This window comes from Aquimarina sp. RZ0, assembly GCF_008370685.1.
Lineage (GTDB): Bacteria > Bacteroidota > Bacteroidia > Flavobacteriales > Flavobacteriaceae > Aquimarina.
This window is the reverse complement of the sequence record NZ_VTZU01000065.1, coordinates 23,370-40,049: the sequence shown is the minus strand read 5'-3', so window position 1 is coordinate 40,049 and position 16,680 is coordinate 23,370. Positions and strand designations below refer to the sequence as shown.

The window sequence follows — 16,680 nt, the reverse complement described above, 5'->3', positions numbered from 1 at the left end:
TCAGTAAAATATAAGCATTGCGATAAGCTTGAGAGGTATGCTTTCCTTTGTGGATGATATTCAATAAATCTGTGCGTTCTTCTTTGGTTAAGCTAACTTTATATCTAATACCCATTTTAGTTTTTTTTCAAAGATACTAAATTACGCCTATTTAAACTTGACTTGACACTAGATGGCAAATGGAAAAACGCTGTAAGTGTCGTGAAATTAGATAGTATCAGGGAATTCAAAAACTCAGATAAACCCACAGAAAAAGCAACACGTTATTACATCTCTAGTATAAAGGGTAGTGCCCAAGAATTTCAAAAAGCAATCCGATCACATTGGGCAATAGAAAACAAACTCCATTGGGTTCTGGATGTGGGATTCTGTGAGGATGCTTCCAGAAAAAGAGCAGGAAATGCAACTCAGAACTATTCTGTATTGCTCAAAATGGCACTCAACTTATTGAAAAATGAAAAAACAGAAAAACAAGGTGTCAAAGGAAAAAGACTCAAAGCAGCTTGGGATCAAGACTAGCAGCTTGGGATCAAGACTATTTGATAAAAGTCCTAAATGTAAGGACATGATACTAAATTAAATAGATCATAATTTAACAAAATTAACAAAGCTTGAGTTTGCCCTGTTTATTGATGATCCTACATATAAATTATATAAATTATATGAATGCTTTGAATGACTTATCAATAGAAATTTCTAGTATAAAACAGATGACCCTAATAAATTAAAACCTTTTAGGGTCATAAAAATTTAAAATATAGTTAGAATAAACTCTTGCCTGTTCTTCTCCAAATTCTTCCCTATTCTTATAAAATAATACCATTCTTGCTTTAAAATTACCCAAATAAAATACAGTTGTTTTTTCTTTAGACAAAAAAGAAAAGTTCAGCATAGCCTACGGCTAATTTTTATTTTGAAGCATAAAGGGAAAAGAACAGATTTTAGTGCATAATTTTAGGATAGAAATGGTATAATACGATTTACGGATGAGAATTTCGCATCTAATGACATTCTTTTTCTACTATATTTTCTTCATAAAATGAAACAATAGCTATGGCTATTCTTTAATTTGATTCATCAATCTAGCGAAAAATCCTTGCCATTATTCTTACGAAATTCTCATCCGTAAATCGTATAATTGACAGACAAGGAGGGAATGCTCTTCGGTAATTGGTAATTAATGATTAAAAAAAAGGTTTTTTTGCAGATTGGTGAGAAAAACTGTATCGAGACCTATCTAAAAATGCTAGTATTGCATGCATCTCGATACACTGTCCCACTGGTCGGAGTACTCGAAAAAGGACACTTTGTTTATAGGAGTTATCCCTAAATGCATAATGGGTTATTCAAATTTGATCCAATCTATATTATAGAGGTATCCTTTAGGTCCTTTAAAAGTTACAAATATATTTTTAACCCCTTCTGTTTGATTGATAAATGAAGCCGAAACTTCTTTCCAGTTATCCCACCCTCCTGTATTGGTAACTTCTATTTTTGCAAGTAGCGGTCCTTTAGGGTTGTCTGTATGTAATTCTAAGATACCACCGTTACTTCCACTTGAGATACGTGCTGTTAATTTATTTTGTTTTCCTTTTTCAAAAAGCACACTATTGAATTGAACCCACCCATACGCTTTGATGTGATCAATTTGCCAACCTTTACCGTATTGTTCTTTTAATAAACTAATTTTTGCGTGTACCAAGTCGTTATAACGATCTAATTGAATAAGATCTCCTGCTTTGGGGGTTCCAATACCTCTTAGAGTGGCAACTTTTGGTACAATACTACCATCTTCATTAAATGTAATCTCATCGGCTCTCATTGACCGCAGTCGATTATGATTACTCAATGACCAATTGTGATAGAATAAATACCACTTTCCTTTGTATTCTACAATAGAATGATGATTAGTACCATTACCGATATTAGGCATAATAACTCCCTGATAATTAAAGGGACCCATTGGATTGTCGCTAATTCCATATTCAATCTCATAATTATTCTGATTTACTCGAGCCCAGGAGAAATAATAGATGTCATTTTTTTTGAACATAAAAGAAGCTTCTCGATACCCGTCTTCAGGAATACCTTTAATGCTTTTAGGAGTGCCTTTTATTTCTTTCATATTGCTTTTTAATTCGGCAACTTTTAATGCGCCAGTTCCTTTTCCGCCTCCATAATATAAGTATGCTTTGCCATCATCGTCAATAAAAGGATTGGGATCAATTCCCTGAACATCTTTTATGTAGTCTTTTTCCCAGGTAAAAGGACCTGTTGGAGAGTCAGAAACTCCGACACCTACACGTCGAAAAGCACTCTTGTCTGAGGGCATTCCAGGATAGTAATAATAATATTTGTTACCTTTTTTAATACAATCGGGAGCCCACATTCCGAACATGTCTTTTTGCCCCCAAGGCACATCATTTTGATCTAATTTCACTCCGTGATCTTTATAATTTATCAGGTCTGTAGTAGAGAATATATGATAGTCAGGCATGCAAAAACCATTGGAACCTTGATTTTCGGTACAACCTTTGACATCATGCGAAGGATATATATATAAGACGTCATCAAAAACCCTTGCTGTTGGATCTGCGGTATACATATGAGTAACCAATGGATTCTGAGCAATACCCTTGGGAATAGAAATAAAAAAAATCATTATCAGAATCCATTTTTTTTTGATAAAATCCATGTGTGGAGATTTAAATTATTGTTGTGCCAAAGGTCCTAAATGTATTTTTATAAGAATATAACAAATGGATTAAATAGCAGAGTAAATGGTAAAATTAAAACCTCCTACTTTATATGGTAAGACAAGACTATTTTTTTATAAAAGTATGGTAAATATTTTATAAAGTGGGAGTTATGTATTGAGGGACATTAGCAAATAAGATCAGAACTTTTATAAATACAATTCATATGTGTTCTATTTTTAGACATATACACTATATATCTGTCATTATATTTAATACTTTTAAAAACAATATTGATTAGTACTTATACTAGTTGTTGTTTGAATTTACGGGAAAAGAAACGTAAGATTTTTTTATCTCGGAGAATAAGAAAAATCAATTATAGCAGCACTATGGTTTATTTTTATGCTGAAGCTGAGGTGAAAAAAGAGCATGGTATTCCGATAAATTCAAATGGCAAAATGACATTATTACGTGTGTTTATAAAAACCTAAAATGAAAACAAATTACAAATCTCTGGTATCACTATTTGGATTGTTGAGTATACTTATACAATTTACCTTTTCTGGGTATGGTCAGACCGTTACAATCAGCGGTGAACTTCGCAAATGGGATAAGGTGCAACTTTCTTTTATGCTACCTGGCAACGATTTTACCGAAACAGACTCTACTTTTAAGAATAACAGAGTGGATGTACTATTTACAAATCCAAAAGGCGATACTATTAGGGTGCCTGGTTTTTTTGCAGCAGATGGAAATGCAGCGAATACAAGTGCCAAACGGGGTAAGGTTTACAAAGCTTTTTTGAGACCAGATCAAAAAGGAATCTGGAAGTATCAAGTTTTATATTACTCTGGAACAGATGTAGTCTTAATGGATGTAAATCAATTACCCAAACCTACTTATAATATAACCGGAGAAGTAGGGGTTATTTTGGAGAATAATAAATCAGTCCCGGATCTCAAGGCTAAAGGTAGATTGCAATATCAAAATGCAGGAGATTTTAAGCATCGAAGGTATCTTAAATTTGCTGAAACAGGAGAATATTTTTTAAAGCTAGGACCTGACTCTCCAGAGAATTTTCTGGATTATAATGATTTTGACTTTGATGCAGTTGCTGATAGCTGTGATCTTTGTTCCAAGCATTTCTATAAGCCGCACGCTATTGATTATAAGGAAGGTGATCCGACCTGGAAAGGTGAAAAAGGTAAGGATATTATGGGGGCTATAAATTACCTCAGGCATCAGCAAATGAATTCAATTTCTATGTCACTATTTGGAGGAGATGATAAAAATGTGTTCCCCTGGACGACACTCGATAATAAATTTATTTTTGATGTCTCTAAATTAGAACAATGGGAAATAGTACTGGATCATATTGAGGAAAATGGTTTTCTTTTACACTTTAAACTTGCCGAAAATGAAAATTGGGATGCACTTACGCTAAACCAAATTAAAGTTTACTATCGAGAGATGGTTGCAAGATTCGGACATCACTTGGCTTTAGAATGGAATATAGCTGAAGAATATAGAGGAACCCCGGCATCTGCAATTCCTAAAATAGATTGGTTGGCATCTATAGATCCCTGGCAAAATCACAGAGTAATACACACGTATCCTGATGAACATCATAAATATGATGAATGGCTACGTCTTACTGCAAAATTAACAGGTGCTTCTGTTCAAAGCTCTCAGAAGAATGCATATGTCTCTGCCTATGATGGTCCTGATGGAATTTTGACCTGGATTGATAAGTCCAAAGGTGCAAATCAGCCCTGGGTCATTGCCAGTGATGAACAAAACCCAGGGAGCACAGGGATTTTTACATCAGAAGATATTTCTGTAAGTACTGTAAAGGTAGAAGCCAGAAAAAGAATACTGTGGAAAACTCTGATTGCTGGAGGAGCAGGTGTTATGTGGTATGGAGGAGGACAGGGAGACTTTAAAACTGAGAACTTTAATAGGTTTTCTAAACTGTTTACCTGGTCGAGATATGCGATATTAGATTTCTTTAAAGGGAATGCCATAAAATTCTGGGAAACGGTTAATAGAGATGATCTTGTTTCGGATACAGCTAATTGCCTGGCTCAGGATGGACAAACGTATATTATATATTTAGAAAACGGAGGATCTGCAGACCTCAATCTTAGCAGGCAATCTGGAGTGTTTTCGGTAAAATGGTTTGATCCCAGAAATGGCGGAGATCTTAAAAATGGAACTATTACTTCTGTAACGGGAGGCGGTTCCAGAAGTATAGGAAACGCTCCTGACTCAGTAAAATCTGATTGGGTTGTTTTGATAACTAAAAAAACTGTAAAGAAATAGTGAGCTTTAAAATATCGAGAAAAAGAAAAACTGCTTTCTCAACATATCTAAAGATTGTAGGTGAATTATATGAATAGAATACATATGAAAATTAAAAAAATCAACCTGAGTATATTTTTAACACCCAAAAGAGGGTTGCTAGTTTTGTTTTTAATGTACTCAGGGCTGTCTTTTGGGCAAAGCGAGAGTAAATCTTTTACAATTAGCAGTGAATGGCAAGATCTTCTTGATGAAAAGTTGTCTTATTGGGAGATCTTCATGGGTGTACCACACTCAACAGTAGCATTAGGCGGCTATCCCAAAAGTGAGAATGTACATATAGGCACACCACTGGGGTTGCATAATGATCCTAAAAACGTTTTTTCTACAGCAAAAGAGAAGGAAAAAATTATTCTGAAGATTACCGGAGAAATCTATGGGGGATTAACTACGGTAACTACGTTTGGAAATTATCATCTTAGGGCAAAATTTAAATGGGGAGAGAAAAAATGGGAACCCAGATTGAAGCTAAAAAGAGATAACGGAATACTATATCACTGTCATGGAGAACACGGTGCTTTTTGGAATGTATGGATGTCTGGTCTGGAGTGTCAGGTGCAAGAAGGTGATATGGGAGACTTTGTTACTTTAGTACATGCAAGAGCGGATGTGATATCTACAAAAATTAAAGAGAACTTGTATCAGGTGACAGGAGTGAAAGATACACTTATTACTTATGGAGCAGGAAATAAAAATCCAGGATATTGTCACATAAAAAAACATAATGAAAAACCAAATGGACAGTGGAATACAATAGAAATAATTTGTGTAAATAATCAAAGTATTCATATTGTAAATGATAAAGTGGTTATGGTAGTAAGAAATACAAAGAAAGTAATTAATGGAGAAGAAAAAGCATTGACAGATGGAAAAATTCAGTTGCAATCAGAAGGAGCTGAAGCTTATTATAAAGATATACAAATCAGATCTGTAAAAGAATTTCCAGAAAGATATAAAAAACAAATCCGCTTGTGATTTGTCTTTATAAAGAAGATGTTACAAAATTATACGGTTACTATACAAAAGCTATTCTCGAATTGATATTTTTTGTACGTTTTGAACTACGTAACAGATGAATTTCTAAAACGATACTAAAGTAGTGTTGCCTGCACTTTATTTGGGTGCTATTAAAAAAAACATTAAAAAATTAGAACTGTGAAAAAGATACTCTGTATACGTATGATGATAACGATTTTGTTATCGATTTCTATAGGAACTTTATATGGACAAGAAGTAATAAAAGATGAATTACCAACAGTAAAAGGAAAAAGAGTATTATTGGTATATGGAGGATGGGATGGCCATCAACCTGGAGTTTTCTCACAAAGGGTAGGTGAGTGGCTAGAGAAAGAAGAAGCAATCGTAACAGTTTCTGAGACCTTAGAAATATATACAAATAAAGAAGTGATGTCTTCTATCGATATGATTATTCAGTACTGGACTATGGGAGAGCTCTCTAAAGAACAGGAAAAAGGACTGCTTACTGCAGTCAAAAATGGGACAGGTATTGCTGGATGTCACGGTGGCTTAGGAGATTCTTTTAGAAAAAGCACAGCCTATCAATATATGATTGGAGGGCAATGGGTGGCACACCCCGGAGGTAAAATAGATTATAAAGTAAGCATAATAAATACAGAAGATCCAATTACAAAAGGCATATCAGACTTTGAGATAAAAAATACAGAACAATATTATATGCATATTGATCCCAACTCTCAAGTATTAGCTACAACTACCTTTGATGGAGCCTATGACTATTGGATAAAAGGTGCGGTAATACCAGTCGCCTGGAAAAAACATTTTGCAAAAGGACGCGTATTTTATGTGTCAATTGGTCATGATCCTAAAGATTTTGATACTCCTTCAGCCTGGAAATTATTAACAAAAGGTATTAGATGGGCATCAGGTAGTAAAGAAAAAACAGAGAAAAATAATGTGTCACCTATATACCCATCTAAGATAACTAGAAATTAACTTTGCAAACTGTTTACAAAATAGCTTAATAATATATTTTTTTAAGTGTCAAACATTCTTTACTATAAATCATATGATCTAATGTACAGAACATATGGTTTTAGAATAAAACATTAAACGAGAATCTACCAATAACTAAATATTTGTTTGATATATTTCGATTGTAAGAAATTTTAAGTTTTTAGTAAGAATTAGGTATGAGTAAATATCCTTTTGTTTTTGTTTTATTATTGGTTTTACAGCTGAAGGCTCAGCAAAATGACTGGGAGAATCCTCAGGTTATAGGTGTCAATAAATTGCCCGCCAGAGCAACTATGTATTCTTTTTCTTCTGTCAAAAATGCGCTGACGCTGGATAAAAGAAATTCTAAAAGAGTATATAGCCTCAATGGAAACTGGAAATTTAATTTTTCTAAAAGCCCAAAAGAGAGTCCTAAGAATTTCTTAGAAAAAACTTTTGCGGACTGGGAGGAAATCTCAGTTCCATCTAATTGGGAGATGCATGGATATGGCTTAAGGATTTATACTAATTCCAGGCATCCCTGGGGGACTAATAATTACCCTTATTTGCCAGAAGATAATAACCCTGTTGGTATTTATAAAAGAAGTTTTACGCTCCCTTCCGGGTGGAACAATATGAATGTACATATTCATTTTGGAGGAGTCTCTTCTGCCTTTTATGTATGGATAAATGGTAAAAAAGTAGGATATAGTCAGGGCAGTAGACTCCCTGCAGAGTTTGATATTACGAAGTATTTAAAAGAAGGAGAGAATACTATAATAACAAAAGTTTTTAAATGGTCTGATGGTTCCTATCTGGAGTCTCAGGATCATTGGCGATTAGGAGGTATCCATCGTGATGTGCTATTGTTTGCAGAACCTCAGGTTGCACTTACCGATTTTTTTGTAAAAACGGATTTAGATAAAATTTATAAAGATGCAACACTAACCATACGACCCAAAATAGAGATTCCCAAAGGAGAAAATCCCAAAGATTATAAGTTAACAGCTTCGCTCTATAGAAAATCAAAACTGATTAAGAAGCAAACGATTTCTGTAGAAGATATCACTGGATATTGGTGGGATCAGCGATGGACACCAAAGTTTGATTTTATTAATATGGAAATTAAAAACCCCAAAAAATGGTCTGCAGAAACCCCAAACCTATACACGATGGTACTCTCGTTAAAAGATAAAAACGATAAAATAATAGAGGCTAAGTCTTGTCAGGTCGGTTTTAGAAAATATGAGACGACAGATGGAGTTTTTAAAGTGAATGGACAGGCCGTAAAATTATATGGTGTAAATAGGCATGATCATAATGCCAAAACAGGAAAGACAGTTAGTTATGAGGATATGAAACGCGATGTGGAGCTGTTAAAAAGTTATAATTTTAATGCCGTGCGTTGTAGCCATTACCCTAATAATCCAGAATTCTATGATTTATGCGATGCGTATGGGATTTATGTAATGGACGAGGCAAATGTAGAGAGCCACGGAGTGCGTGGAGAGCTGACCAATAACCCACAATGGGGGACTGCTTTTTTAGATAGAGCCGTTCGTATGGTGGAGCGGGATAAAAATCACCCTTCAATTTTTTCCTGGTCTTTGGGGAACGAATCTGGAGTAGGACCCAATCATGCCGCTATGGCAGGCTGGATAAAATGGTATGATACCAGTAGAATTATTCATTATGAAGCTGCAAATGGTAGTGGTGGTAAATTATCACCTCAGTCTAAAAATACACCTGAGGATAACCAGGACTTTGTAGATATTATAAGTAGAATGTATCCTACACCAGAAGAGTTTATAGAAATGGAACTTTCTCAGACAAAAAAGAAACCTGTAATTTCTTGTGAATATTCACACGCGATGGGAAACTCAAATGGAGGATTAAAAGAAATCTGGGATATTATTCATAAAAATCCACGATTGGCTGGCGGTTTTATATGGGATTGGATGGATCAGGGAATACTGGTAAAAGAAGAGGATGGTTGCGAACAATTTGTATACGGCGGTTATTTTGGGAGTGAGCTCAATGATGGAAATTTTTGCCTAAATGGTATTATCAATGCAGATCAGACAGTAAAACCAGTAATGTACGAATGTAAATATGTGTTTCAGCCTATTGTGTTTTCAAAATTTAAAAACGATAAAAAAACAATAGAAATCACGAATCGTCACAGTTTTCTTCATACAGACATATATAACTTTAGCTTTGAATTAATAGAGGATGGAGTGATTGTAGAAAACGGAATAGTGTCTCTGGAATCCTTGGCGCCAAGAGAGAATAGCATTGGTAGAATACAAAGCAATTATGTTTTTAAAAACAGTAAAGAATACTTTTTTAATATATATGCAAAATCAAAAAAAACAAATCTATGGTCAGGGAGTAATCATATAGTTGCATCAGAACAATTTATAGTGAGTAGGAATTTTAATAGAATTTCAATATCCGAAAAAACTGAAAAAGGGAGTCTTACAATAAAAGAATCTGATGCTGGTCTTACCGTCGCAAATGATACAATACATATAGTTTTTGATATGATAACTGGTTTTTTAAAGTCATACGAGTATGCAGGAAAAGAATTAGTAAAAAAATCGCTGAAGCCTAATTTCTGGAGAGCTACAACAGATAATGATAGAGCTGTCATAAAAAGAATACCGGGAATTAATATATGGAAAGATGCAAGTGCCAAACAAAAATTACTTAACTTTAAGTATAAGAAGATAGCAGAGAATGAAATTCAGATTGAAGCAAAATATCAATTAGGTCAAGAACTAGGGTATAATATGATCTATAAAATTCTTTCTGATGGTACCATTAAAATATATAATTCATTAAATGCGCCTGATTATTTGGCAAATATTCCTCGGATAGGAGTTCAAATGGGAGTTACCAAGGACTTAAAACAAGTAGTTTGGTATGGTAAGGGACCACACGAAAATTATATAGATCGCAATCAAGCTGCTTTTGTCGGAATGTATAAGAATACATTAGAAGAGTTAGGTGCGTCCTACGCATATCCACAGGAATATGCTAATCGTACAGATACCCGTTGGGTAAAATTTCTGGATAATGAGGGTAAAGGAATACAGGTGCAAGGCGGATTATTTGAGTTTAGTGCGTATCCGTATACTATCGAGAACCTTGAAACCGCAAAATACAAATGTGAATTAGTAAAAGAGGAAACAATAACACTCGCGATTGATCATAAACAGCAAGGAGTTGCGGGATATAATTCCTGGAGCCTTAAAGCGGCACCGTTAAAAAAACATAGTATACAATCAGGTACATATGATTATTCAATACAGATAAGTCCTGTTGGATTTTAATACTAATACCAATTCCGTTTTAAAAATACTCAAATAAAAGTAAATTTTAAAAAGTGATTTTAATTCAGAAATAGTATAAAACAGTAATCATTTAGTGGTTTGACAAATTAAAAAATGGAATAAGATTATGGATATAAGTAAGGATAAATTTTCTTTGATATTATTGAGTATTGGAGTCTTTTTTTTAATGATAGGAGAGATATGTTATAGCCAGGATCCTATATATTTTGATCATATCACAACCAATGATGGACTTTCTCAAAGCGATATAAACAGTATTTATCAGGATACACAAGGATTCATGTGGTTTGGAACACACGACGGATTAAATAAATATGATGGATATTCTTTTTCGGTATATAAACCAGAAGCAAACTCAAAAGATAATATAAGTAGTAATCTTATATTTTCTATTACAGGAGATAAAAAAGGAGGCTTATGGATCGGAACTACAGGAGGTGGGTTAAACTATTTTAATCAGTCTACCGAAAAATTCACACAATTTAAAAACGATAAGAATAATAAAGAAAGTTTAAGTAACGACTACATTATATCCATCCGTGTTGATATGGAAAACAGGCTATGGGTAGGAACCAATAATGGTCTCAATATGGCAGACCTCAATAAACCATTAGATTCCTTAAAATTTCATCGTTTCGCCCTAGAACAAGAACCACTGAGTAATGGTTGGAAAGGAAATTCTATTTATACCATTTATGAAGATAGTAAGAACCGACTATGGGTAGGAAGCATGGGAGGCCTACATAAATTATCAAGAGACAAAAGTGGTGATTTTTATTTTAGATTAATGAATAATGCTATGGGATTACCAGATCTATATGTGAAATCTATAGCAGAAGATACATCAGGAAATCTAATCATTGGTTCAGATCTTGGATTATTTAGTCAATTAAAAAAGAGTGATTCTCCAAAATTTCATATTATCAATAGGAATGACCACCCCCAGGTACTGGTTGATAATAACAATAATATATGGGGAGGAACAAGTAACGGACTGTTATATTATAGCAACTCACCAGCTAATAATTTACCAGTATTAAAAGATAGGTTTATTTACGATTTACGTAACCCTAACAGTATAACTAAAAATGTTATTAAATCTCTATACTTAGATAAAACAGGCATTGTATGGATTGGTACTAATGGAGGAGGAGTTAATAAGTTTGACCCGGAAAGAAAACAATTTTATCACATTAGAAAAACCATTGATCCTACCAGCCTAAGCTATAACAAAATAAGATCAATGTATGAAGATAGTAACGGAAGCCTTTGGATCGGAACCGAAGGAGGAGGACTCAATATGCTATCTGAGAAGAATGATGTGGGAGGCTATAAAGGGTTTCAAAACTTTAGGAAAGTTAACAAGGCATTCGCATTAACAGAAGTTCAGAACCATCAAAAAAAGATCCTCTATATAGGAATCGAAAATATACCGGGATTACTATCTGTAGATATAACAAACCCTGATCAAATTAAAGAAGATCAGATAAAAAAAGTAAATGAAATAAATAATAGTGTTTTTGCTTTATTAGAAGATGATCAGAAAAATTTCTGGATAGGCACATACGGCGGTGGCGTGTATCGATGGTTATATCAAAAAGATAGCGGAGAATACATAAAAGATATTTTGCTTGCCAATGAATCTAATATAAGTTCTATTTCTGATAATATTATCCGTAATATCTATCAGGATAGTCATAAAGATATTTGGTTTGCTACCTCAAAAGGTTTATGTAAACTACCCAGACAAGAGCGAACCAAAAAAAAGCCCAAATTCGAAGTTTATAAGCATTCACCCAGTGATTCAACATCGATAAGCCATAATTATATCTTATCCATTTATGAAAGTGAGGCAGGAGACCTATGGGTAGGAACATTTGGCGGAGGATTGAATAAGTACATCCCATCATCTAATGATGAACAAGGAACATTTATTTCCTACTCAGAAGAAAATGGAATGCCTAATAATGTAATCAAGGGAATTTTAGAAGATGAAATAGGGTGTTTATGGCTATCAACCAATAAAGGTTTATCCAGGTTTAACCCTAAAGAAGAATCGTTTAAAAATTATGATGTCAATGATGGATTACAAGATAATGAATTTCAGGAATTAGCTTGTTTAAAACGAAAAGATGGTGAAATGCTTTTTGGTGGTATTAATGGTTTTAATTCGTTCTATCCGGATAACATTAGTGAAAATGTATTTGAAGCAGAAACAGTGATTACCGATTTTATGATTTCGAATAAGCCTGTTCAGATAGGAGAAGAAATCAATGGTAGAGTTTTGTTAACCGAATCATTGAGCAAGATAAATGAGATTCAGTTAAAATATTGGGAAAATAGTTTTTCTTTTGAATTTGCAGCACTGCACTATGCAGCTTCAAAAAAGAATCAATTTGCCTATATGCTAGAAGGGTTTAATGATGACTGGATATTTACCACGGCAGAAAAAAGATTTGCTACCTATACAAATTTAGCACCAGGAAATTATGTATTAAAAGTAAAAACATCAAATAACGATGGGATTTGGGATAAAACACCATCCGAATTAAGAATCAATGTGATCCCACCATTTTGGAGAACCAAAACAGCATACGTAATATACTGCCTTTTAGGAATAGGACTATTATTGGTTTTTTGGAGAAGTACTATCAATAGAACCAATAGAAAACATAAATTCACGCTGGATAATCTGGAAAAAGAAAAAGAAGAAGAGGTGCAACGAATGAAACTGGAGTTTTTCACGAATATCTCTCATGAGTTTAGAACCCCACTTACACTTATCAAAGGGCCCCTGGAATACCTTCAGAAATTTGGAAATAAATTAGATGATACCGTATTACAGGAACAATATCATCTGATGCATAAAAATACAGATTCTCTTATGCGGCTAGTCAATCAACTGCTGGATTTTAGAAAGATGAATCAAGGTAAAATGAGGCTCGTAGTACGACCAGGAAATGTAACTGATTTTATAAAAGAAGTAGGAGAACCATTTCAGTTTTTGGCACATAAACAACAAATAGAGTTCAGTATCAAATCCGTTGATCCTACAATTGAATCCTGGTTTGATCATGATGCGATGGAGAAGATAATTAATAATTTATTATCAAACGCTTTCAAGTTTACTCCAGACAACGGTGCCATCAGTATTGATATTTCTTTAGAAAATGAAATAGAAAATATAGGAAAAATCATTCCTGAACCTAAAAGCAAAAAATATGTGGTATTGCAAGTAAGAGATTCTGGACCAGGAATATCCAAAGGTAAGCTGGATAGTATTTTTGAGCGATTTTATGTGGCAAAGGATAAACAAAAAGTAAACCCGCAAGGAGTAGGGATCGGTCTTTCTTTTGTTAAAAACCTGGTAGAACTTCATCAAGGAGCCATTAATGTACAAAGTGAGCGAAAAGTTGGTACAAATTTTATTGTGATGCTACCCGCAGAAAAAGAAGCGTATATCAATATTAAAGGAATTAGCTGTAAAGAAGATACAGAAAGTGATTTTCTGATGCGATCTTCTGAAAAAGAGTCTTTTGCCATAGGTATTAACGATGAAATCGAAGATCAAAGTCTATCGCAATCACGCTCTAAGTTACCAGTACTATTAGTAGTTGATGATAATGCAGATATCAGAGCTTTTATCAAACAGGCACTTAGCGAAAATTATAAAGTGTATGAGGCAGAAAACGGAGAAGAAGGTTTTAAAACGGCAATTAAGCATATGCCTAATATTATTCTTACAGATGTCTTAATGCCTGTAATGGATGGAATTAAGTTCTGTAAAAAGATAAAAATAGCCAAGGAAACCAGTCATATCCCTGTGTTAATGCTCACCGCCAAATCCTCGCAAGAAAGTGAAATCCATGGATTAAAGACAGGAGCAGATGATTATATAAGAAAACCCTTTGATATGGAATTATTAGAGCTTAAACTCTCTAATATTATGAAACAGAGAGAAGAATTACGAAGAGTGTTTAATAGAAAAATAGTGTTGCAACCCAAAGAGGTCACGGTGACCTCTGCTGATGAACGTTTCTTACAGAAGGCGATTGATATCGTAGAGAAACATATGATGAATACAGACTTTAATGTAGAGATGTTAGTAAAAGAAATGAGTCACAGCCGTAGTAATTTATACCTGAAATTTAAAGAACTAACAGGGCTTTCGTCAAGTGAGTTTATTAGAAATATTCGACTTAAAAGAGCCATGCAGCTTTTAGAGCAAAGCGATATGTCTGTAAAAGAGATTATGTACATGACAGGCTTTAATACTGCATCTTATTTTTCTAAATGTTTCAAAAAACAATTTGGCGTAGTTCCAAGTGAATATGTAAGACAAATTGACTCAACAGAAAAAATTGAACCTTAAAAATAGATATAATGATACTTTTGAAATATTGTAACAATCTTTCGCTTACCAGGAGAGATTTTAGGAAGGGATTGTAAAATGTGTTTTTCTCTTCTCACCCCCGAGGGAAGAGAAATATTTTAGAATGCCTTCCTCAATATTTCAAAAATACGTAATCATTTCTGAAAAAAAATAAACAACCACCACATGAATAGATTCACAATAATAATATTCTCTTTGGTGCTAACAATATTATCGTGTTCGCAGCCGCAGAAGAAAGCCGTTAAAAAAAAGCCAAATGTAGTCTTCATTTTTGCAGATGATCTTACCTATTCAGCTATTCATGCTTTGGGGAATAAAGAAGTACAAACCCCTAATTTGGATCGTTTGGTAGCTAAAGGAACAACATTTACACACGCCTATAATATGGGAGGCTGGAATGGAGCTATTTGCACCGCATCCAGATCTATGATTATCTCCGGGCGTAGTGTCTGGAATGCAAATCAGTTTAGAGAACGTTGGCAATCTAACGAAGATTTTGATAAAACATGGGGTAAACTTATGGAATCTCAAGGGTATTCTACCTATATGACAGGGAAGTGGCATATAGATGCAGGAGCAGAAAAAGTATTTAAGAATGTAACCCATATTAGACCTGGTATGCCAGGCGATGCGTGGAATCACGATGAGATGGTTCAGAAATTTAAAGATATCAAAGGGACTGATATTGCACCTTCTTCTTTAATGCCTGTCGGATATAACCGCCCAAAGGACAAAAATGATACAATCTGGTCTCCTACAAATACTAAGTTTGGAGGATTTTGGGAAGGAGGAAAGCATTGGAGTGAGGTATTAAAAGATGATGCGCTTTCATTTATTGATCAGGCAAAAAATCAGGACACCCCATTTTTTATGTATCTGGCATTTAATGCTCCCCATGATCCAAGACAAGCTCCACAAGAATATATCGATAAGTATCCTCTGGAATCTATTAGTTTGCCAAAAAGTTGGTTGCCGGAGTATCCTCATAAAGATGGAATGGGGAACGGACCAGACCTCAGAGATGAAGCTTTGGCTCCTTTTCCACGTACCGAGTATGCTACAAAAAAACATATTCAGGAATATTATGCATTAATAACGCATATGGATGAACAAATAGGGCACATCCTCAAAGGATTAGAAGCCAGTGGTAAGATGGGAAATACCTATATTATTTTTACTGCCGATCATGGGTTGGCAATGGGAAGGCATGGATTGATAGGAAAACAAAGCTTGTTTGATCACAGTATCAGAGCTCCTTTTATGATTGTGGGGCCCGAAATTCCGAAAGGGAAAAAAGTATCCGAAGATATTTACCTTCAGGATGCAATGGCAACAAGCCTGGAATTAGCAGGAATAGAAAAACCTGGATACGTAGAATTCAACAGTCTTCTTACATTAGCAAAAGGAGAAGTTAATAAAGGTTCATACGAATCTATTTATGGAGCTTATATTGATCTTCAAAGGATGATCCGCAAAGATGGATATAAACTAATTGTATATCCTAAATTAAGCAAAGTATTACTTTTTGATATAAAAAATGATCCGGAAGAAATGGTTGATATATCAAGTCAGCCAGCATTTAAAGAGAAGGTACTTTCTCTGTTCACGGAATTATTGACACTCCAAAAAGAGAAAAATGACCCTTTGGATTTAGCACCATTATACCAACAATATAGTAAATCATTGAGCCAGTTGTAAATAGCAGGTGAGCCCTATAATGATTTGGGGTTTTTATATAGAACTTATCGTAACTTTTTACTCTATAACCGAGATGTAAATGCTTCGAAGCTTGCCTAGTAGGTAGTTTACTTTACTGCTCAATAAGAAGGGCTACATGTTTGCATACAATAAATTTCATTATTTAAAGGGCAGGCGTTCAGATAAAAGTTTCTTGATA

General features: G+C 34.3%; 7 protein-coding genes and 1 pseudogene. 7 read left to right on the top strand and 1 reads right to left on the bottom strand.

What is annotated here, in order from left to right; genetic code table 11:
• Positions 1–180 precede the first annotated feature (180 nt).
• A pseudogene (locus F0000_RS20760) lies at positions 181–569 on the top strand (ISAs1 family transposase); the annotation flags it as partial.
• A gap of 773 nt (positions 570–1,342) precedes the next feature.
• On the opposite strand, the gene F0000_RS20755 reads toward F0000_RS20760, so the two are convergent.
• Complete coding sequence (locus F0000_RS20755; RefSeq protein ID WP_149626643.1) at positions 1,343–2,695, bottom strand: family 43 glycosylhydrolase; 1,353 nt, start codon at positions 2,693–2,695, stop codon at positions 1,343–1,345.
• A gap of 496 nt (positions 2,696–3,191) precedes the next feature.
• On the opposite strand from F0000_RS20755, the gene F0000_RS20750 reads away from it, so the two are divergent.
• The 6 genes from F0000_RS20750 (at position 3,192) to F0000_RS20725 (ending at position 16,481) form a co-directional block, all read left to right on the top strand.
• Complete coding sequence (locus tag F0000_RS20750; protein WP_149626642.1) at positions 3,192–5,021, top strand: DUF5060 domain-containing protein; 1,830 nt, start codon at positions 3,192–3,194, stop codon at positions 5,019–5,021.
• A gap of 84 nt (positions 5,022–5,105) precedes the next feature.
• Positions 5,106–6,035 carry a DUF1080 domain-containing protein gene (locus F0000_RS20745; RefSeq protein ID WP_188112204.1) on the top strand — a complete coding sequence of 310 codons (930 nt, stop codon included), beginning with the start codon at positions 5,106–5,108 and terminating at the stop codon, positions 6,033–6,035.
• Positions 6,036–6,215: 180 nt separating this feature from the next.
• Positions 6,216–7,034: a ThuA domain-containing protein gene (locus tag F0000_RS20740; protein ID WP_223148930.1), complete on the top strand. Its 819-nt coding sequence runs from the start codon at positions 6,216–6,218 to the stop codon at positions 7,032–7,034.
• A 197-nt stretch (positions 7,035–7,231) separates the two neighbouring features.
• A complete protein-coding gene (locus tag F0000_RS20735) occupies positions 7,232–10,369 on the top strand; it encodes a glycoside hydrolase family 2 TIM barrel-domain containing protein (RefSeq protein ID WP_149626640.1) in 3,138 nt (1,045 codons plus the stop codon).
• A 127-nt stretch (positions 10,370–10,496) separates the two neighbouring features.
• Positions 10,497–14,762 carry a hybrid sensor histidine kinase/response regulator transcription factor gene (locus F0000_RS20730; RefSeq protein WP_149626639.1) on the top strand — a complete coding sequence of 1,422 codons (4,266 nt, stop codon included), beginning with the start codon at positions 10,497–10,499 and terminating at the stop codon, positions 14,760–14,762.
• Between the two features lie 186 nt (positions 14,763–14,948).
• Positions 14,949–16,481 carry a sulfatase-like hydrolase/transferase gene (locus tag F0000_RS20725; RefSeq protein ID WP_149626638.1) on the top strand — a complete coding sequence of 511 codons (1,533 nt, stop codon included), beginning with the start codon at positions 14,949–14,951 and terminating at the stop codon, positions 16,479–16,481.
• Positions 16,482–16,680 lie beyond the last annotated feature (199 nt).